The following is a 19,851-nucleotide window of genomic DNA, read 5'->3' as shown; positions in this document are numbered from 1 at the left end:
CCGGCAACGCGACGGCGAGCCCCCCACACCCCGCACCGCAGGAAGACCCATCGCCCCGAAAACGTTGCACTCACCGTGCACACCGAAACGGACGTGGTCGTGATCGGCGCGGGCCAGGCCGGCCTTTCCGCCGCATACCACCTGCGCCGAGCCGGGTTCCGCAACGAAACCGGCTTCGTCGTGCTCGACCACGGCAAACGCCCCGGCGGCGCATGGCAGTATCGCTGGCCCTCACTGCGCCTTGGCAAGGTGCACGGCATCTACGACCTGCCAGGTCTCGCGTTCGGGCAGCCCGACCTGGAAAAACCCGCGTCCGCGGTGGTCTCCGAGTACTTCGGCCGGTTCGAGCGGACCTTTGACCTGCCCGTGCACCGGCCCGTGGAGGTCCAGTCGGTCTCGCGCGAAGGTGACCGGCTCCTCGTCGCGAGCACTCTCGACGAGTGGGCCGCGCGTGCGGTGATCAATGCGACCGGCACCTGGGACAGGCCGTTCTGGCCGCACTACCCGGGCCAGGAGACCTTCCGTGGCCGGCAGCTGCACACGGCGGAATTCCAGAGCGCCGAGGAGTTCCGCGGCAAGCACGTGATCGTCGTCGGCGGGGGTGCGTCCGGCACCCAGCTGCTGGTCGAGATCGCCGAGGTCGCGAGCGGCACCACGTGGGTCACGCGCCGTCCGCCGGAGTTCTTCGAAGGTGACTTCACACCGGATCACGGTCGCGAGTCGGTCGCGAAGGTGGATCGCCGGGTGCGTGCCGGGCTCCCGCCGGAAAGCGTCGTGAGCGTGACCGGTTTGGTGCTGACGCCGGAGCTGCGCCGCGCCCGCGAGCGGGGAATCCTCGACCGCAAGCCGATGTTCGAGCGGATCGTGCCGGACGGCGTGGTCTGGGCGGACGGCACCGAACAGCGCGCGGACGTCATCCTGTGGGCCACCGGATTCCGCGCCGCGCTCGACCACCTCGCGCCGCTGCGCCTGCGCACGCGCGGCGGCGGCATCCGGATGGACGGCACCCGCGTGGTCGACGAGCCACGCCTGCACCTCGCCGGATACGGGCCTTCGGCGAGCACCGTCGGCGCGAACCGCGCCGGGCGCTCCGCGGTGCACGAGATCCGCCAGTTGCTAGACAGGCAGTGAGAACACGCGCCGCGCGTTTCCGCCGAGAAACAGCTCTTTGGCCTCGGCGCCGAGCCCCAGATCCGGCAGGCGTTTCAGGCATCGCGCGGGCGTGACCATCGGGTAGTTGCTGCCGAACAGCACGCGGCCGCGCCCGCGCCCGCGCATGAATTCGACCAGCTCAGGCGGCAGCCGGTGCACCGCGTAGGCCGAGGTGTCCACATAGAAGTTCGGGTACTTCGTCGCGAGCGAAAGCACCTCCGGGATCCACGGATAACCCACGTGCCCGCCCACGACGACCAGCTGCGGGAAGTCCAGCAGCACCTCGTCGAGGTACGGGATCGGGCGGCCCGGCTCGGAGGGACAGAGCGGCCCGGTGTGCCCGATCTGGGTGCAGAAGGGGACATCCTCCTCCACGCAAGCCACGTAGACCGGGTAGTAGCGGCGGTCGTTCGGCGGCAGGTTCCACAGCCAGGGCACCACGCGCACTCCGACGAACCCGAGATCCCGTACGCAGCGCCGGATTTCGCGCACCGCGCCGATCGGGTCGGTCAGGTCCACGGAGGCGACGCCGGCGAACCGGTCCGGGTGTTTCGCCACCAGCTCGGCCACTTCGTCGTTGGAGACCAGGACTCCGTTCGGCCCCTGCCACGCCGACAGGAGCCCGACGCGTACGCCGCCGTCGTCCATCGCGCCCAGTGTCGCGGCGGTGCTGGGCGCGGCGCGTTCCAGGTTCGTCCAGCGCACGAGCGTTTCCAGCCACGGCTGTGCCATGAAGCGCTGGTTGGGCTGCTGCATCCAGACGTCGATGATCTCGTCAGCCATCGATGGCTCCTTCGGCGGTGAGCAGGGTCCTGGCCGCGCGGGCGACGGCCTCCACGGTGCGCGACGACGGGAGCTCGCCTCGCTCCAGGTGGCGCCGCACCGCGGCATAGGGCAGGTCGATCAAGACGAGCAGCAGGTCGTCGGTGCCCTGTCCGGTCATCGGCCGCAGCTCGCGCACCAGGCGGCGCCACGCCGTTTCCAGGTTCTGGTCCGTCTGCTTCGCGGCGACGCGCTGCTCGGGGGACCACGCCTGGTCGTCGAAGGCGCGCCGGCCCGCGTTGAGCACGTGCGCCTCGCCGGGGTGGGCCCGGCACCAGCGCACGACGTGCGCGGTGGAGGCGATCGCGGCTTCCGCCGCCGTGCCGTTTTCAAGTATCGCCAGGTATTCGGCGTGGAACCGCTCCACCGTGCGCAGCCACAACGCCGCCAGAAGCGCGGGCCGGTCGGGAAAACGGTGGTAGACCGACCCGCTCGGTGCCCCGGCCTCGCGCGCGACGGCGGACATCGTCACCGCCCGCACCCCGCCTTCGGCGAACAGCCGGACGGCAGCGTCCAACAGGTCGTCCACGGTGTGTCTCGGCGGCCGGCCCATGTATTGGAGACTAGCCTCTAATTTGTCGGCTTGACAGGGCGGATTCAATGGCCTGATAGTGGCCCATTGACGGGGTGTGCGGTGCGGGGAAAGGTGTGCGGATGAACAGTGCCCGGGGCATGCTCACCATCGGCGAGCTGCGCGCGCTCGCCGGAACCCGCGAGATCGACACGGTGCTCGTGGCGATGACCGATATGCAGGGTCGCTTGCAGGGCAAGCGATGCGCCGTCGAATACTTCCTCAACGAGGTCGTCCCGCAGGCCACCGAGGCGTGCAACTACCTGCTCGCCGTGGACGTGGACATGAACACCGTCGACGGCTACGAGATGTCCTCCTGGGAGCGCGGTTACGGGGATTTCGTGCTGCGCCCCGACCTGTCCACGTTGCGCCGTGTCCCGTGGCAGGAGGGCACTGCGCTGGTGCTCGCCGACGTCGAATGGGTGCAGGGCGGTGACGTGCCTGCTTCGCCGCGGCAGATCCTGCGACGGCAGCTGGACCGGCTCGCCGAGCGCGGGCTGGCCGCGTTCGTCGGCACCGAGCTGGAGTTCATCGTCTTCGAGGACACCTACGAACAGGCGTGGCAGCGCGCGTACCACGATCTGCGCCCGGCCAATCAGTACAATGTGGACTACTCGATGCTCGGCACCGCCCGGCTCGAACCGCTGCTTCGCCGTATCCGCAACGAAATGGGCGGCGCCGGGATGTACGTCGAATCGGCCAAGGGTGAGTGCAACCCCGGCCAGCACGAGATCGCGTTCCGCTACACCGACGCGCTGTCCACTTGCGACAATCACGTGATCTACAAGACCGGGTCGAAGGAGATCGCCGCGCAGCTGGGCAAGAGCCTGACGTTCATGGCGAAGTACAACGAGCGCGAGGGAAACTCCTGTCATATCCACATCAGCCTGCGCTCGGCGAGCGGCGAACCGGTGCTCGCGGACGGGCACGGGCACTCCAGGCTGATGGATCACTTCCTGGCCGGGCAGCTGGCCTGCCTGCGTGAGCTGACTTACTTCCTCGCGCCGAACATCAACTCCTACAAGCGTTTCATGCCCGGCAGCTTCGCGCCGACCGCGGTCGCCTGGGGCACCGACAACCGCACCTGCGCACTGCGGGTCGTCGGGCACGGGCAGTCGCTCCGGGTGGAGAACCGGGTGCCGGGCGGGGATGTGAACCCGTACCTCGCGGTGGCCGCGCTGGTCGCCGCCGGGCTGCATGGGATCGAGCACGAGCTGCCGCTGGAGCCGGAGTTCCACGGCAATGCCTACGGTTCCGAAAAGCCGACCGTTCCCAGCACATTGAGGGATGCCGCTGCCCTGCTCGCGGAAAGTAAGATGGCGAAGGCGGCGTTCGGTGCCGAGGTCATCGAGCACTATCTCAACGCCGCCCGCGTCGAGCTCGCCGCTTTCGACGCTGCCGTAACGGATTGGGAGCGTATTCGTGGTTTCGAACGGCTCTAGGCCGCTCATCGGCCTCTCCACCTACGTGGAGCAGGCCCGCTGGGGTGTGTGGGACACGCCTGCCGCGTTGCTGCCGATGTCCTATGTGGACAGTGTGGTGCGGGCGGGCGGGGTGCCGGTGCTGCTGCCGTCGGTGGGTGAGGACGTTTCAGCGCTGTCCGCGGTGGACGCGCTCGTGCTCACCGGCGGCGCGGATGTCGATGCGGCGCGCTATGGCGCGGCAGCGCACGAAAAGACGGTCAGCAGGCCGGAGCGGGACGGGTTCGAGTTCGCCCTGGCGCGCGAGGCGTTGCGCCGGAGTATGCCGGTGCTCGGGGTCTGCCGCGGTATGCAGGTGCTGAACGTCGCGCTCGGCGGCACGCTGACCCAGCATCTACCCGAGACGGTCGGGCACGCGGAGCACCAGCCGGCGCGCGCCGTCTACGGGCACAACCGCGTGACGCTCGCCGGACGCGCGGCGGAAATCCTTGGCAGCGAAGCAAAAGCGCAGTGCTACCACCACCAGTCGGTGGCCCGGCTGGGTGCCGGGTTGCGCGCCGTCGGCTGGGCCGCGGACGGCACCGTCGAGGCGGTCGAGCTGGCAGGGGAGCGGTTCGTGCTCGGCGTGCAGTGGCACCCGGAGCAGGACACCGACGACGTAAGACTGTTCGCGGCGCTGGTGGAGGCCACATGGACGTGATCAACCCGGCGACCGAAGAGGTCGTCCGGACGCTGGAGCTGACGTCGCCCGCGGAGACCGACGCGGCGATCGAACGTGCGCACAAAGCCTTGCCGGGCTGGAAAAGCGTCGCGCCAGGGGATCGGGCCAGGCTGCTGCGCCGGTTCGCCTCGGCGGTCGACACGGACATCGAGCACCTCGCCGCGCTGGAGGTGGCCAACTCCGGCCACACGATCGGCAACGCGCGCTGGGAGGCCGGTAACGTCCGTGACCTGCTGGACTACTACGCCGGCGCGCCGGAACGTCTGCTGGGCCAACAGATCCCGGTCCCGGGCGGGGTGAACGTCACGTTCCACGAGCCGCTCGGGGTGGTGGGTGTGATCGTGCCGTGGAACTTCCCGATGCCGATCGCCGGCTGGGGTTTCGTGCCCGCGCTCGCGGCGGGGAACACGGTGGTGCTGAAGCCTGCCGAGCTGACTCCGCTCACTGCCTTGCGGTTGGCGGAGCTGGCCAGGGAAGCCGGGCTGCCCGAGGACGTGTTCCAGGTGCTGCCGGGCAAGGGAAGCGTTGTGGGGCAACGGTTCGTGACGCATCCCGCGGTGCGGAAGGTGGTGTTCACCGGGTCCACCGCGGTCGGCAAGCAGATCATGGCGGGCTGCGCGGAGCAGGTGAAGCGGGTCACCCTGGAGCTGGGCGGCAAGAGCGCGAACATCGTTTTCGCCGACGCGGACCTGGAGAAAGCCGCCGCGACCGCGCCGTACGGCGTGTTCGACAACGCGGGCCAGGACTGTTGCGCGCGTTCGCGGATCCTCGTGCAGGCGTCGGTGTACGACAGGTTCATGGAGCTGCTCGAGCCTGCGGTGCAGGGGGTCCGGGTCGGGGATCCGGCGGCGGAGGGCACCGAGATGGGCCCGCTGATTTCCGCGCAGCACAAGGCACGTGTGTCGGCGTACCTGCCGGACGACGCGCCGGTCGCGTTCCGCGGCAGCGCGCCGTCGGGGCCCGGGTTCTGGTTCCCGCCCACGGTGGTCACCCCGGGATCACCGGCCGACCCGTTGGTCACGGAGGAGATCTTCGGTCCGGTCGTCGCCGTGGTCCCGTTCACCGACGAGGCTGACGCGGTGCGCCTGGCCAATGACACCGAGTACGGGCTTTCGGGCTCCATCTGGACTTCCGACGTGGGCCGCGCGCTGCGTGTGTCCCGGGCGGTGGAGGCCGGGAACCTCTCGGTGAACTCGCATTCCTCGGTGCGGTACTGGACTCCGTTCGGCGGGTTCAAGCAGTCCGGTCTCGGCCGTGAGCTGGGGCCGGACGCTGTGCAGGCCTTCACCGAGCTCAAGAACGTCTTCATCAGTACGGAGGAATGAATGCAGCGCTTCGCAGGGCGGGTCGCGGTGATCACCGGCGGCGGCAGCGGGATCGGCCTGGCCACCGCCCGCCGGCTCGCCGAGGAGGGCGCGAAGGTCGTCGTCGCCGACGTGGACGCCGCGGCGGGCAAGGCCGCTGCCGGCGAGGTGAACGGCGAGTTCGTGGCCACCGACGTGACGAACGAGGCCCAGGTCGAGGCCCTGTTCCAGAGCACAGTGGACAGGTTCGGCTCGGTGGACGTGGCCTTCAACAACGCCGGCATTTCCCCGCCCGAGGACGATTCGATCCTCACCACCGGGCTGGACGCCTGGAAGAAGGTGCAGGAGGTCAACCTGACGTCGGTGTACCTGTGCTGCAAATACGCCATCCCGCATATGCAGCGCCAGGGCAAGGGCTCGATCGTCAACACTGCTTCGTTCGTCGCCGTGATGGGTGCGGCCACCTCGCAGATCTCGTACACCGCGTCGAAGGGCGGGGTGCTGGCGATGACCAGGGAGCTCGGCGTGCAGTTCGCGCGCGAGGGCATCCGCGTCAACGCGCTGTGCCCGGGGCCGGTGAACACCCCGCTGCTGCAGGAGCTGTTCGCGAAGGACCCGGAGCGCGCCGCCCGGCGCCTGGTGCACGTGCCGATGGGCCGCTTCGCGGAGGCGACGGAAATCGCCGGCGCAGTGGCTTTCCTCGCCAGCGACGACGCGTCCTTCATCACCGCGTCGCAGTTCCTGGTGGACGGGGGGATCAGCGGGGCGTATGTGACGCCGCTTTAGGTGTTGCGCTGCGAGGGCAACGGCCGCACAGAGCGCGCTCTGTGACCCCGGTTCGGTGGCGGGGCGTGGGCGTGGTGGTGGTGCCGGTTGCGCTGCGAGGGCAACGGGCCGTGCGCTGGGCGGGGTGAGGCTCGCATCGCGTTGCTGGTTGCTGGGTGCCGGGTGGTGCGGTGGTCCGGCGGCGGGGCTGGCGTGGTGCGTGCCACCGCGCCACCCGCCCTATAGACTGATCCCACCAAAACCGAATACGGCCGACATGAGCCGGAGCGGGAGAGTCCCCGTGCCGCACGGGGCGCCGAAGGAGCAATTTCCCCGCCAATCTCTCAGGTACCAGTTACCGCTCGGGCCAGGCCACTCTGGAAAGCAGGCGCGCACAACCGCGCCTCACCCAAGGTGAAAGCCGCGCACTGCGGTGAAACTCTCAGGTGCCGATGACAGAGGGGGAGTTCCCGCACCAGCGCAGAAGGAGCTCCCCATGCACACGTTCGCGGACCGGCACATCGGACCGGCCGAGCACGAGCAGGCGAAGATGCTGGCCGAATGCGGGTACGGCAGTCTGGACGCGCTCGTCGAGGCGGCGGTACCGGCGGCCATCCGCAACCCCCGTGAGCTGGACCTCCTGCCGCCCGCCAGTGAGCACGAGGCGACCACCGAGTTGCGGGCGCTGGCGGCGAAGAACCGGCCGATGACGCAGATGATCGGCCTCGGTTTCAGCGACACGGTGACCCCGCCGGTGATCCGCCGCAACGTGCTCGAAAGCCCCGCCTGGTACACGGCGTACACGCCCTACCAGCCGGAGATCTCCCAAGGGCGCCTCGAAGCGCTGCTCAACTTCCAGACCATGGTCTCCGACCTCACCGGTCTCGACCTGGCGAACGCCTCGCTGCTGGACGAGTCGACCGCCGTGGCCGAGGCCGTGATGCTCATGCGCCGCGCGTCGAAAGCCAAGTCGAACCGCGTGGTGCTGGACGCCGAATGCCTGCCGCAGACCATCGCCGTGGTGCGCACGCGCGCCGAGGCTGTCGGCGTCGAGGTGGACGTGCGGGATCTCGGCGCCGGACTGCCCGAGGAGTTCTTCGGTGTGGTCGTACAGTATCCGGGCGCTTCCGGAGTGTTGCGGGGCAAGGGTTTCTACGAGGCGATCGCCAAGGTCGCCAAGGACGCGGGCGCGCTGTACACCGTCGCGGCCGACCTGCTGGCGCTCACCATGATCGCCGCGCCCGGAGAGTTCGGGGCCGACATCGCCGCCGGCACCACGCAGCGGTTCGGCGTGCCGCTCGGCTACGGCGGCCCGCACGCCGGGTACCTCGCGGTGCGCAAGGGCCTCGAACGCTCCCTCCCCGGCCGCCTCGTCGGCGTCTCGGTGGACGCGGACGGCAACCCCGCGTACCGGCTCGCGCTGCAGACCCGCGAGCAGCACATCCGCCGTGAGAAGGCCACCTCCAACATCTGCACCGCGCAGGTCCTGCCCGCGGTCCTCGCCGCGATGTACGCCGTCTACCACGGGCCGGACGGGTTGAAGGACATCGCCGAGCGCGTGCACCGGCTGGCCAGCGGGCTGGCGGCGGCGTTGCGCGAAGGCGGTGTCGAGGTGGTGCACGAGAGCTTCTTCGACACCGTGCTCGCCCGGGTGCCCGGCCGCGCGCGGCAGGTGGTCGCCGACGCGCGCCGCTTCGGCATCAACCTCGGCGAGGTGGACGCCGACCACGTGCGGATCGCCTGCGACGAGGTCACCGACATCGACACGCTGCGCCGGGTGCTGCTGGCGTTCGACACCGAGGCGCACGCCGAGCCCGGCCCGGCCGCCCTGCCGAACGGGCTGGCAAGGGAGAGCGAATACCTGACGCACGAGGTGTTCTCGAGCCACCGGTCCGAGACGGCGATGCTGCGCTACCTGCGCCGGCTGTCCGATATGGACTATGCGCTGGACCGCGGGATGATCCCGCTCGGCTCGTGCACGATGAAGCTCAACGCGACCGCCGAAATGGAGCCGATCAGCTGGCCCGAGTTCGCCGGCCTGCACCCGTTCGCCCCGGCCGAGGACGCCGTGGGCTACCGGGAGCTGATCGAGCAGCTGTGCACCTGGCTGGCCGAGGTCACCGGCTACGACAAGGTTTCCCTGCAGCCGAACGCCGGCAGCCAGGGCGAGTTCGCCGGCCTGCTCGCGATCCGCGCCTACCACAAGGCGAACGGGCAGCCCGAGCGCGACGTCTGCCTGATCCCCTCGTCCGCGCACGGCACGAACGCCGCTTCGGCGGTGCTGGCGGGGATGCGCGTGGTCGTGGTCGCCTGCAACGACAACGGTGACGTCGACCTGGCCGATCTACAGGCCAAAGTGGACAAACACCGGGAGACCCTGGCCGCGATCATGGTCACGTACCCGTCGACGCACGGGGTGTACGAGAACGGGATCGGCGAGATCGCCCGGATCGTGCACGACGGCGGCGGCCAGGTGTACGTGGACGGCGCGAATCTCAACGCGCTGCTGGGCCTGGCCAAGCCGGGCGAGTTCGGCGGCGACGTCTCGCACCTGAATCTGCACAAGACGTTCTGCATCCCGCACGGCGGTGGCGGCCCTGGCGTCGGTCCGGTCGCGGTGCGCGCGCACCTGGCGCCGTACCTGCCCAACCACCCGCTCTCGCCGGAAGCCGGCCCGGAAAGCGGGGTCGGCCCGATCTCGGCCGCGCCGTTCGGCTCGGCGTCGATCCTGCCGATCTCGTGGGCGTACGTGCGGATGATGGGTGCGGCGGGGCTGACCAGCGCGACCAAGGTCGCCGTGCTCGCCGCGAACTACGTGGCCGCCCGTCTTTCCCCGCACTACCCGGTGCTCTACACCGGCCGCGACGGGCTGGTGGCGCACGAGTGCATCCTCGATCTGCGGGCGCTCACCAAGCGCACCGGGGTCACCGTGGACGACGTGGCGAAACGCCTGGTGGACTACGGTTTCCACGCGCCGACGATGTCCTTCCCGGTGGCCGGCACGCTGATGGTGGAGCCGACCGAGAGCGAGGACGTGGCCGAGATCGACCGGTTCTGCGACGCGATGATCGCGATCCGCCGGGAGATCGAGGAGGTGGCCGACGGCCGCTGGCCGATCGGCCAGAGCCCGCTGCGCAACGCGCCACACACGGCGGAAACCCTTACCAGCGAATGGGATCTGCCCTACGATCGCCGTCTCGCCGTGTACCCGGCCGGGGTGGTGCCGAAGGCGAAGTACTGGCCGCCGGTCCGCCGCATCGACGGGGCGCACGGGGACCGCAACCTCGTCTGCTCGTGCCCGCCCATCGAAGCCTACGGGAGCTGACATGCACACCGCGCTCTATGGCGTCCACAAAGGACTCAACGCACTGTTCACCGACTTCGCCGGCTGGGAGATGCCGGTGCGGTACTCCAGCGAGCTGGCCGAGCATCGCGCGGTGCGCGAGACGGCCGGGCTGTTCGACCTCTCGCATATGGGCGAGATCGAGCTGACCGGCCCGCAGGCGGGCGAGGCGCTGGACTACGCGCTGGTCGGCAAGCTGTCCGCGGTCAAGCCGGGCCGCGCCCGCTACACGATGATGTGCGCCGCGGACGGTGGCGTGCTAGACGATCTGGTCGTGTATCGCCTTGCCGACGAGCAGTACCTGGTGGTGGCCAACGCCGGAAACGCCGCGGTGGTCGCCGAAGAGCTGGCGTCGCGGGCCGCGGAGTTCGACGTCGAGGTCACCGATCGTTCGGCCGACACCGCGCTGATCGCCGTGCAGGGCCCGAATTCGCCGGAGATCGTCGCCTCGGTCACCGACGCGGACCTGGCCGCGCTCAAGTACTACGCGAGTGTGCCTACGACCGTGAAGGGCCACAACGTGCTGCTCGCGCGCACCGGGTACACCGGTGAGGACGGCTTCGAGCTGTACGTCCCCGCGCCCGAGGCGGTCGAGGTGTGGCGGCTGCTCACCGCCGCCGGAGAGCCGCACGGGCTGCTTCCGGCGGGGCTCGCCTGCCGCGACACGCTCCGGCTGGAAGCCGGAATGCCCTTGTATGGCAACGAGTTGTCCAGCGACCGGGCGCCGTTCGACGCCGGGCTGGGCCGGGTCGTGAAGTTCGACAAGCCGGGGGACTTCGTCGGCAAGGCCGCGCTGGAGGGTCGGCAGGAGTCTTCGCAGGTGCTGGTCGGTCTCAAGGGACAGGGCCGGCGCGCGCCGCGACACGGGTACAAGGTGCTCGACGGGTCCACCGAGATCGGCGAAGTGACCAGCGGCGCGTTGTCGCCGACGCTCGGCTACCCGATCGCGATGGCTTACGTGGCAACGGAATCGAGCGAGCCGGGGACGAACCTGTCGGTGGACGTCCGGGGCCGGATCGAGCCCGTCGAGGTCGTCACGATGCCCTTCTACCAACGCTCCTGAGATGGCCATCAGCGTCTTCGACCTGTTCTCGATCGGGATCGGGCCGTCGAGTTCGCATACCGTCGGCCCGATGCGGGCGGCGCGGATGTTCATCGATTCGCTCGGTGACGCGCGGGTGACGCGGGTCGAGGCGGAGCTGTTCGGTTCGCTGGGCGCCACCGGGCACGGGCACGGCAGCGACCGGGCCGTCCGATTAGGACTGTCCGGCTACCGGCCCGAGGACGTGCCGCTCGACGCGGAGCCGTCGCACGAGTTCGAGCTGGACCTGACGATGCATCGCCGGAAGTCCTTGCCGGAACACCCGAACGGCATGGTCTTCCGCGCTTACGGCGAAAAGCTGTTGGCGGAGCGCACTTACTATTCTGTCGGCGGTGGGTTCGTGCGCGGTGAGCAGGCGATCGTCGAGGACAGCACGGCGCTGCCGTACCCGTTCTCGACCGGCGCCGAGTTGCTTGCGCATTGTGCTCGAACTGGCCTGCCGGTCAGCGAAATCATGCTGCGCAACGAGTTGTCCTGGCGCACTGCGGAAGAAGTGCGTGCCGGCCTGCTGCGGATCTGGCACGTGATGGCCGAATGCGTGCGCAACGGCTGTGCGCACGACGGCGTGCTGCCCGGCGGTTTGAAAGTGCCGAGGCGGGCGAAAGCCTTGCACGACAAGCTGTTGGCCGAGGACAGCGCCGGTGACTCGCTGGTCGCGATGGACTGGGTGAGCCTGTACGCGCTCGCGGTCAACGAGGAGAACGCCTCGGGCGGTCGCGTCGTCACGGCCCCGACGAACGGTGCGGCGGGCATCATCCCCGCCGTCCTGCATTATTACCGGCGGTTCGTTCGTGGTGCCGATGACGACGGTGTGGTGCGTTTCCTGCTCACCGCCGGGGCGATCGGCGTGATCCTGAAAACGACCGGTTCGATCTCCGGCGCGGAGGTCGGCTGCCAGGGCGAGGTGGGCTCGGCCTGCGCGATGGCGGCGGCCGGGCTGGCGGAGCTGCTGGGCGGCAGCCCCGAGCAGGTGGAGAATGCCGCCGAGATCGGGGTGGAACATCATCTCGGGCTGACCTGCGATCCGGTGGGCGGGCTCGTGCAGATCCCGTGCATCGAACGCAACGCCGTCGGCGCGTCCAAGGCCATCCACGCCGCGCGGATGGCGATGCGGGGCGATGGCAGCCATGTGGTCACGCTGGACAAGGCGATCAAGACCATGCGGGAAACCGGTGCGGACATGAAGGTCAAATACAAGGAGACCGCGCGCGGCGGGCTCGCCGTAAACGTGATCGAATGCTGAAATGACCGGCGCTGGCGATGCGGTGTTCCGGCCCGTGCGGGCGGGGAACGCCTTCGAGGAGACCGTCGAGCGGCTCCTGCAGGCGATCCGGCTCGGGGTTGTCGGGGCCGGTGAGCGCCTCCCGTCCGAACGCGAACTGGCCGAACGACTGGGCGTCAGCCGCGTGACTCTCCGTGAGGCAATCCGAGCCCTGGCCGACGCCGGTTACGTGGAGTCGCGGCGTGGGCGGTATGGCGGGACTTTCGTGATGGAAACCCTGCCCGAGCCCGGGGAGACCGGCGATCGGCGGCCTGAGCTGGAGGACACCCTCAGCCTGCGGCATGTGCTGGAGACGGGCGCCGCGGAGCTGGCGGCGGGGCAGGCGTTGAAACCGGCCGCGCGGGAGCATTTGGCCGCCACCCTCGCGGAGGCGTCGGCGGCTTCGCTGAGTGACTATCGACGGCGGGATTCCCGCCTCCACCTGGCGATCGCGGAGGTCACGGGCTCGGCGTCGCTCACCTCGGCGGTGGCGGACGTGCGGATGCGGGTCAACCGCCTGCTGGACGAGATCCCGTTGCTGGAACCGAACCTCGACCACTCCAACGCCCAGCACGATGCGGTCGTAGGCGCAATCCTGGACGCCGACCCGACGGCCGCCAGGCAAACAATGGCGGAACACCTGGACGGCACAGCCTCACTACTACGCGCCTTCTTGAGCTAACAACCTCCACCCAACCGCAACCCGGCAACGCGACAGCGAGCCACCCCGCCCACACCCCACCCTCGAACCGATCCTAAGCGCCCTCAGCGGTCGACGTGGCGTGTCAAGGCATCTTTCCCGCCTTGACACGGTGCGGCGACCGTTGAACACTGCGCGGTCGGGGCGAGAGTGGGGTACACAGAGCGCGGCCGCTATCGCAAGCCGCAACCGTTGCCACGCAAGGGAAACAGCGCAAGGGAAACCCCTCAGCGCCGAGCCTTCGGAATCACCAGCGGCGTCCCGGTTTCCGGATCCGGCATCACGCGGCACGGCAGGTCGAAGATCTCCTCCACCCGCTCCGCCGTGACAACCTCCTCCGGAGTCCCGGTCGCGATCACCTCGCCGTCGCGCATCGCGATCAGGTGCGTGCCGTAGCGGGCGGCGTGGTTGAGATCGTGCAGCACCGCCACCAGCGTCCGGCCCTGCTCGGCGTGCAGCTCCGCGCAGAGGTCGAGGATGTCCATCTGATGCGAGATGTCGAGGAAGGTCGTCGGCTCGTCCAGCAGGAGCAGCTCAGTCTCCTGTGCGAGCGCCATCGCCAGCCAGACCCGCTGACGCTGGCCGCCGGAAAGCTCGTCGACCAGCCGGTCCGCCAGTTCCGAAACACCGGTCGCGGCCATGGACCGCTCGACGACGGCCGCGTCCTCCTTCGACCACTGGCGCAGCAGGCGCTGGTGCGGGTACCGGCCGCGGGAGACCAGGTCGGACACGGTGATGCCGTCCGGCGCGATCGAACTCTGCGGCAGCAGGCCGAGCCGCCGCGCGACCTGCTTGGCGGGTATCGACGTGATGATCTCGCCGTCCAGGTAGACCATGCCCTTACGCGGCTTGAGCAGCCGGGCCAGTGCACGCAGCAATGTGGTCTTGCCGCACGCGTTCGGGCCGACGATCACCGTGAACGACTGATCGGGAATGGTGACCCCGAGATCCTCGGCGACGGTACGGCCGTCGTAGGCCAGCGTGAGTCCTTCGCCGTGCAGCCTGCTGGACGTCGTTGTGTCGGCGATCGCGGTCATGAAGTTAGGCTAACCTAGCCGATTTGCGAACGGTACTAACTTGGGTGAGTGTTCGACGTCACTGACCTCACCCGCATCGCCCCTGTCCTCGATTCCCGCTCCGTGACCTTCGAGAACCCGACCGGCGAACGCGGCGCGGGCGGCGCCGCGGCCGGAGGCCGCAAGGGTGCGCCGAGCAGATTGGTCCAGCCGGACGAACGGGTGGTCCTCGCCGACCTCGCCGGACCGGGCACGATCAGGCACATCTGGCTGACCTTCCCGCCTGGCCCGCCGGAGCAGATGCGCGCGGTGTACTTCGAGGTCACCTACGACGGCTTGGACGAGCCCAGCATTTCCGTGCCCTGTCTGGATTTCTTCGGCTCTCCGCACGGCAGGCCGGTGGCCTACGCCAGCGCGCTGACCAGCATGCAGCAGGGCCGCGGTTTCAACAGCTACCTGCCGATGGCCTTCGGCGAACGGGTGCGCGTCGAGCTGGTCAACGCGTCCGGTCGCGCCATGCCGGTGTACTACCAGATCGATTACACGCTCGGGATGCAGCGCGATTCCGGCCGGTTGCACGTCAGCTTCCGTCGCCGGAACCCGACCGTGCTGCGCGAGGATTTCGTGATCGCGGAGGGATTGCGTGGCCCAGGGCGGTTCCTCGGTTGCGTGGTCGGCGTGCGCCCGATCGACCCCGGCACCTGGTATGGCGAGGGCGAGGTGAAGGTCTATCTGGACGGCGACGCCGAGCTGCCGACGATCTGCGGCACCGGGCTGGAGGACTACGTCGGCTCGGCCTGGGGCATGGGCCCGCACCACGCCTGGTACGCGGGCGCGCCCCTGGACGTGCGCAAACCCGGGGCACAGCTGGGAGAGTTGCCGGACTACGTCGGGTTCTACCGCTGGCACGTGCTCGACCCGATCATGTTCCGCGACGAGCTGAGGGTAACGATCCAGCAGATCGGCGCCGATCATTTCCTGCCAGGACAGGAAGAACGACTCGCCGAGGCCGAGGCGCAGGGGCGCGTCGCCGGGACCGGGATCAACCGGGACCGTGGTGGACCGTTGCTGGCGAGCGGAATCTTCGAACGGGTCGACGACTACTGCGCCACCGCGTTCACGGTGTGCGCGCAACCGCAGCCGGTGCCGCGGCTGGACGTGGCCGGCGCGGTGGCCGACCTGGCCCGGCTGCCGTATGAGAAGCCGGACGAGATGGAGTTCCTATTCGCGTGAGGCCTGGTCTCCCACCGCCACGACGGCGTCGCGCAGCGCGGCGCGCAGCCGGCCGACGTCGAGCGGTTCCAGCACCGCCGCTTCACCCGGCGGGGCCACCAGAACGACCCGGCCGCTACTGATGAACACTGTCAGATCACGGCGCCTGCCGGCGAGATCCCGGCAGCTCACCGCCCATTCGTTCGGTGTCGCCACTTGGCTTCCCCTCTTCGATCGCCTTGTGGTCTCCAGTGGGACGCCGTCCGTGGGATCTCGTGACGGAGCGGCGCGCGGAAATTATCCGGCGCCGGTAGCGTGAGGTGCGTCACCGGCGATCGGAGCCCCCATGTCCCAGCCACAGCGAATCGTGATCATCGGCGCCGGACTGGCCGGCGCGTCAGCCGCGGCCGGTCTCCGCGACCGCGGCTATTCCGGTGAAATCATAGTTTTGGGCAACGAAACGCACCAGCCCTATGAGCTACCTGCTTTGTCCAAGGCGCTCCTGCTCGGTGACGCCGAGGAGCCGGACTGGGTGCGGGAGGACGGTTTCTATCAGCAGCACGACATCGACCTGCGGCTGGGTGTCAACGCAACTCGTGTCGAGCTGGGTGCGCGGAAGGTGCTCGACGATCAGGGGGCCGAGCACAGGTACGACAGGTTGTTGCTGGCCACGGGCTCGCAACCGCGCAGGTTGCCGATCGCCGGTGCGGATTCCCCCAGCGTGCGCACGCTGCGAACTTTGGACGATTCCCTTGCCCTGCGGGAAAGTTTCGGTTCAATCGAGCGCGCGGTGATCATCGGGGCGGGCTGGATCGGCACCGAAGTCGCTGCCGCGGCCCGTCGGCACGGCGTGGAAGTGACGGTGGTCGACAGGATCGCCGCGCCGTTGTTGCCGGTTCTGGGTGCGGAGGTCGCCGGAGTTTTCCAGAACCTGCACAGCGAAAACGGCGTGCAGTGGCGGTTGAACGCCGAGATCTCGGAGATCTCGGGCGACACGGTCCGGCTTGGTGATGGCAAGGAGCTGCCCGCCGAGCTGGCGGTGATGGCGGTCGGCGCGGCTCCGCGTGTGGACCTCGCGCACGCGGCGGGTCTCGAACTCGCCGACGACGGGGGCGTCGCCGTGGATGCGGCCCTGCGCACAGCGGCCCCGGACGTCTACGCGGCGGGCGATATCGCGTCGCAGTTCCACCCGCGCCTCGGCCGCCGCGTCCGCGTCGAACACTGGGCGAACGCGAAGAACCAGGGCACGCACGTCGCCGGGAACCTCATCGGCGAGGCCGAGCCTTACCTGAATTCCCCATATTTCTTCAGCGACCAATACGACCTCGGTTGTGAATACCGGGGATTGGCCGACCCGGACACGGACGAACTGGTGGTCCGCGGCGACCTCGCGAAGCGCGAGTTCATCGCCTTCTGGCTCCGCGACGGCCGCGTGTCGGCGGCGATGAACGTCAACGTCTGGGATGACGGCGATGCGCTGAAACGCCTGGTGGACGGCCGGTTGGCCGTTTCACCGCAGACGCTTCGCGAGGGTGATCTGAGCAGCGTGGAGTAGGTCCGAGTACTGCCGAAGTCAGCCCACCACAACCCGCCGCGGGCGGGTCAACGTCGCGAAGATGATCAGCCCCGCCACGGCGAACGACGCCATGACGGTGCCCATCGGGACGGCACTCGACTCGCCACCGATGGAGACCAGTGGGGTGGCGAAGCCGCCGACCACGAACTGCATCACGCCCAGGAGGGCCGAGGCCGAACCGGCGTTGTGCGGGTGCTCGGCCAGCGCCAGCGAGGAGGCGTTCGGCATCACCAGGCCGATGCTGGAAACCAGCACCAGCAACGGGATCAGGAGCGCGGCGAGCGGCAGCGAAAACGCGGCGGCCAGTAGCACCCCGACGCCGCCGAGGGCGGAGAGCACGAGGCCGACGGCGAGCAGCCGGCGTTCCGGGAAGCGGCCGACGAGCCTGCCGTTGATCTGCCCGGCGAGCACGATGCCGACGCCGTTCGCGCCGAACACGAGGCTGAACGACTGCGGGCTGAGGCCGTAAACATCTTGCAGCACAAAGGACGAAGCCGAGACGTAGGCGAACAGGGCGGCGAACATCAAACCGCCGGCGAACGCGTAACCGAAGAACGACCGGTCGGCCAGTAGCTTGCCGTAGGTTCGCAGTGTCGTGCCGAGCCGCGCGGGGTGGCGGCCTTCCGGCGGAAGCGGTTCGGGTAGCCCGACGGCCGTAGCGAGCAGGAGCAGGACGCCGATGACGGTCAGCACCACGAACACCCCGCGCCACGACGTGAGGCGCAGGATCTGCCCGCCCAGCACCGGCGCGAGAACCGGCCCGAGGCCGCTGACCAGCATGAGCATCGAGAAGAACTTGGTCATCGCGGTGCCCGAGTACAGGTCGCGCACGACCGCGCGGGCGATCACGATGCCGCCGGCGGCGCCGATGGCCTGCAGCACGCGCCCGGCGATCAGCAGCTCGGCCGATGGGCTCACCGCGCACAGCACCGAGGTCACCGCGTACAGCCCGAGGGCGGCCAACAGCGGGCGGCGGCGGCCCAACGAGTCCGACAGCGGGCCGATGATCAACTGGCCCAGCGCGAGGCCGATGATGAACGCGGTGAGCGTGAGCTGCAGCGTTCCGTTCGTGCTGTGCAGATCGCCGGTCATCTGCGGCAGCGCCGGCAGATACATGTCGATCGACAACGGGGCGAAGGCGGAAAGCCCGCCGAGGATCAAGGCGTACCGGACAGTTCGTGGCTTGGCTCGTGCCGTGGTTTCGGTCAAGGCGGTATCAGTCGCACTCATCGGTCTCCCGTCTCCGGGACGGCCAACTCCGTATCAATGCTAACTATTCCGAATTGTGGTGTCCGACACGTCCCGTGTCTGATAAGAATGCGCCGTGACGAGCGTGCGCAGCGTCGATGAGCTGCTCCGCGCCGGGCAGCAGGTGGAGTACCTGTACTTCTGGGGACATCGGCCGGGGCCCGGCGGGGTCGGGCCGGGTTGTCTGAGCCAGTGGTGGCCTGCCGAGTTCGTGGTGGGCGGGCTGCGGTACGCCACCGCCGAGCATTTCATGATGTCGGAGAAGGCGATGCTGTTCGGCGACGCCGATATCGCGGGCCAGATCCGCCGCGCGCCCGAGCCGGCCGACGCCAAGGCGCTCGGCAGGCAGATCCGCGGTTTCGACGAGCAGGTGTGGGCCCGGCACAGGTGCGAGATCGTGATCGAGGGCAACCTCGCGAAGTTCGGCCAGCATCCGCAGCTGCGGGACTATCTGCGCGCCACCGGTGACGCGGTGCTCGTCGAGGCTTCGCCGGTGGACACCGTGTGGGGCATCGGCCTCGCCGCCGACGACGAACGTGCGGCGAGGCCGCAGACCTGGCACGGGCTGAACCTCCTCGGTTTCGCGCTGATGGAGGTCCGCGCCCGGCTCGGTTAGCGTCCGGGGTTCACAGCTTCACCGGCATCACGAGCGTGGTGAACGAGCCCTGCGTCGCCGAGCGGACGAACGCCGGTTCCCACGCGCCGGCCGTTTCGAGCAGCACATCTGGGCCGACGCTCTCGTCCAGCGCCGGGCCGAGCACGGCGGGGTCGAAGCCGATCGTGAACCCGTCCTCCGTACTCAGCGCCGGGATCGGCTGCCCGTCGACGAGCAGCTCGTCACGCCCGATGGTCAGCACCGCGGGGTTCGCCGTCAGCGCCTCCCGCAGTCGCACGCGGTCGGCCACCACCCGATGCCGAGGCGGTTCGAGGTTGGCCAGCATCATCCGGTAGTCCGGAAACTCACCGTCCACAATGGTCACTTCCCGGTCGTCGACCCTGCGCCCGGCCAGGTCGATCGTCACCAGCGGGAGCCGGGCCACGAAAGGGGCGAGTGCGCGCAGTTCCCGCGCCGGCACCAGCAGCGAGCCCGAGCCACAGCTGCTTTCCGGGCGCAGCACCCGGATCGCCAGCCGGTACCGATCGGTCGCGACCAGCCGCAGCTCACCCTCGGCCAGCTCCACGGACACGCTGTCCGCGGCCGAAGGCACCACCTGCCGGATCGCCCCGGCCAGCTCGAACCCGTTGACTTGCACCGAAGTTCCGGTGAGCCCACGCAACATCCGGTCCACCGCCTCGTCCGCGGCAGCCGCGTCCCGGCGGATGCGGCGCTGGTGCGCGGCGAGGATTTCCGTTGCCTGCTCGACGGAACCGTCGAGCACCTGTTGCACCTCCGCCAGCGGCAACCCCGCCGTGCGCAGGTCCCGCAGCCGGCGGGCGCGGTCCTCTTGCGCCGGGCTGTAGTAGCGGTAGCCCGTGGTGTCGTCCACCCGCGCCGGCTTGAGCACGTCACAGTCGTCGTAGAACCGTAGCGCGCTCGGCGCGAGACCGACGCGCCTGGCGAAGGCGCTGATCGTCAACGTGTCTTCCATACCGGCGATTCTGGGCGCTCAACCTGCTCGAAGGTCAAACGCGGTCCG

The 19,851-nt window shown here is 69.3% G+C and carries 18 protein-coding genes and 2 riboswitches; of the genes, 12 read left to right on the top strand and 6 right to left on the bottom strand.

The features are described from left to right. Positions 1-75 precede the first annotated feature (75 nt). A complete protein-coding gene (locus tag VHD82_RS26700; RefSeq protein WP_325709670.1) occupies positions 76-1,131 on the top strand; it encodes an NAD(P)-binding domain-containing protein in 1,056 nt (351 codons plus the stop codon). Here the strand turns inward: VHD82_RS26700 and VHD82_RS26695 are convergent. Both VHD82_RS26695 and VHD82_RS26690 read right to left on the bottom strand, forming a co-directional pair. Beyond that, entirely contained in the window at positions 1,117-1,935 is an 819-nt protein-coding gene (locus tag VHD82_RS26695) for an amidohydrolase family protein (RefSeq protein WP_325709668.1), read from the bottom strand. The two genes, VHD82_RS26700 and VHD82_RS26695, sit on opposite strands and share 15 nt — an antisense overlap. After that, complete coding sequence (locus VHD82_RS26690; protein WP_325709664.1) at positions 1,928-2,527, bottom strand: helix-turn-helix domain-containing protein; 600 nt, start codon at positions 2,525-2,527, stop codon at positions 1,928-1,930. The genes VHD82_RS26695 and VHD82_RS26690 overlap by 8 nt, the downstream gene beginning before the upstream one ends. Positions 2,528-2,628: 101 nt before the next feature. Between VHD82_RS26690 and VHD82_RS26685 the strand changes: the two genes are divergently transcribed. From VHD82_RS26685 to VHD82_RS26650, 8 genes are all read left to right on the top strand, one after another. Next, positions 2,629-3,987, top strand: coding sequence for a glutamine synthetase family protein (locus tag VHD82_RS26685; protein ID WP_325709660.1), 1,359 nt, complete (start codon positions 2,629-2,631; stop codon positions 3,985-3,987). Then, on the top strand, positions 3,968-4,666 hold the full coding sequence (locus tag VHD82_RS26680) for a gamma-glutamyl-gamma-aminobutyrate hydrolase family protein (protein ID WP_325709657.1): 699 nt from the start codon (positions 3,968-3,970) through the stop codon (positions 4,664-4,666). The genes VHD82_RS26685 and VHD82_RS26680 overlap by 20 nt, the downstream gene beginning before the upstream one ends. Beyond that, positions 4,657-6,012, top strand: a complete 1,356-nt coding sequence (locus VHD82_RS26675) for an aldehyde dehydrogenase family protein (RefSeq protein WP_325709654.1) — start codon at positions 4,657-4,659, stop codon at positions 6,010-6,012. Before VHD82_RS26680 ends, VHD82_RS26675 begins: the two co-directional genes overlap by 10 nt. Beyond that, complete coding sequence (locus tag VHD82_RS26670) at positions 6,013-6,777, top strand: 3-oxoacyl-ACP reductase (protein WP_325709651.1); 765 nt, start codon at positions 6,013-6,015, stop codon at positions 6,775-6,777. 257 nt (positions 6,778-7,034) lie between these two features. Then, positions 7,035-7,127, top strand: a riboswitch (glycine riboswitch). A gap of 1 nt (position 7,128) precedes the next feature. Next, positions 7,129-7,222, top strand: a riboswitch (glycine riboswitch). A 30-nt stretch (positions 7,223-7,252) separates the two neighbouring features. Further along, positions 7,253-10,081 carry an aminomethyl-transferring glycine dehydrogenase gene (gcvP, locus tag VHD82_RS26665; protein ID WP_325709648.1) on the top strand — a complete coding sequence of 943 codons (2,829 nt, stop codon included), beginning with the start codon at positions 7,253-7,255 and terminating at the stop codon, positions 10,079-10,081. A gap of 1 nt (position 10,082) precedes the next feature. Beyond that, entirely contained in the window at positions 10,083-11,162 is a 1,080-nt protein-coding gene (gene gcvT, locus VHD82_RS26660; protein WP_325709645.1) for a glycine cleavage system aminomethyltransferase GcvT, read from the top strand. Position 11,163: 1 nt separating this feature from the next. Beyond that, positions 11,164-12,444: an L-serine ammonia-lyase gene (locus VHD82_RS26655; protein WP_325709642.1), complete on the top strand. Its 1,281-nt coding sequence runs from the start codon at positions 11,164-11,166 to the stop codon at positions 12,442-12,444. 1 nt (position 12,445) lies between these two features. Further along, complete coding sequence (locus VHD82_RS26650; RefSeq protein WP_325709637.1) at positions 12,446-13,144, top strand: FadR/GntR family transcriptional regulator; 699 nt, start codon at positions 12,446-12,448, stop codon at positions 13,142-13,144. 245 nt (positions 13,145-13,389) lie between these two features. Here VHD82_RS26650 and VHD82_RS26645 read toward each other — a convergent pair whose 3' ends face one another. Then, on the bottom strand, positions 13,390-14,199 hold the full coding sequence (locus tag VHD82_RS26645) for an ABC transporter ATP-binding protein (RefSeq protein ID WP_325709635.1): 810 nt from the start codon (positions 14,197-14,199) through the stop codon (positions 13,390-13,392). Between the two features lie 48 nt (positions 14,200-14,247). On the opposite strand from VHD82_RS26645, the gene VHD82_RS26640 reads away from it, so the two are divergent. After that, positions 14,248-15,411, top strand: a complete 1,164-nt coding sequence (locus tag VHD82_RS26640; protein ID WP_325709632.1) for a glycoside hydrolase family 172 protein — start codon at positions 14,248-14,250, stop codon at positions 15,409-15,411. On the opposite strand, the gene VHD82_RS26635 is transcribed toward VHD82_RS26640, so the two are convergent. Further along, positions 15,400-15,606 carry a hypothetical protein gene (locus tag VHD82_RS26635; protein WP_325709630.1) on the bottom strand — a complete coding sequence of 69 codons (207 nt, stop codon included), beginning with the start codon at positions 15,604-15,606 and terminating at the stop codon, positions 15,400-15,402. The two genes, VHD82_RS26640 and VHD82_RS26635, sit on opposite strands and share 12 nt — an antisense overlap. 130 nt (positions 15,607-15,736) lie before the next feature. Here VHD82_RS26635 and VHD82_RS26630 point away from each other — a divergent pair, with 130 nt between their 5' ends. After that, complete coding sequence (locus tag VHD82_RS26630) at positions 15,737-16,945, top strand: NAD(P)/FAD-dependent oxidoreductase (RefSeq protein WP_325709628.1); 1,209 nt, start codon at positions 15,737-15,739, stop codon at positions 16,943-16,945. An 18-nt stretch (positions 16,946-16,963) separates the two neighbouring features. Here VHD82_RS26630 and VHD82_RS26625 read toward each other — a convergent pair whose 3' ends face one another. After that, complete coding sequence (locus VHD82_RS26625; RefSeq protein ID WP_325709625.1) at positions 16,964-18,196, bottom strand: Bcr/CflA family multidrug efflux MFS transporter; 1,233 nt, start codon at positions 18,194-18,196, stop codon at positions 16,964-16,966. Positions 18,197-18,290: 94 nt separating this feature from the next. On the opposite strand from VHD82_RS26625, the gene VHD82_RS26620 reads away from it, so the two are divergent. After that, positions 18,291-18,830 (top strand): NADAR family protein, encoded by a 540-nt coding sequence (locus VHD82_RS26620; protein WP_325709622.1) that lies wholly within the window; start codon positions 18,291-18,293, stop codon positions 18,828-18,830. Positions 18,831-18,840: 10 nt separating this feature from the next. On the opposite strand, the gene VHD82_RS26615 is transcribed toward VHD82_RS26620, so the two are convergent. After that, complete coding sequence (locus tag VHD82_RS26615) at positions 18,841-19,803, bottom strand: MerR family transcriptional regulator (RefSeq protein WP_325709619.1); 963 nt, start codon at positions 19,801-19,803, stop codon at positions 18,841-18,843. Positions 19,804-19,851 lie beyond the last annotated feature (48 nt).

It is taken from the genome of Amycolatopsis sp. (genome assembly GCF_035546795.1).
Lineage (GTDB): Bacteria > Actinomycetota > Actinomycetes > Mycobacteriales > Pseudonocardiaceae > Amycolatopsis_E.
This window is presented reverse-complemented; position numbering and strand designations above follow the sequence as displayed.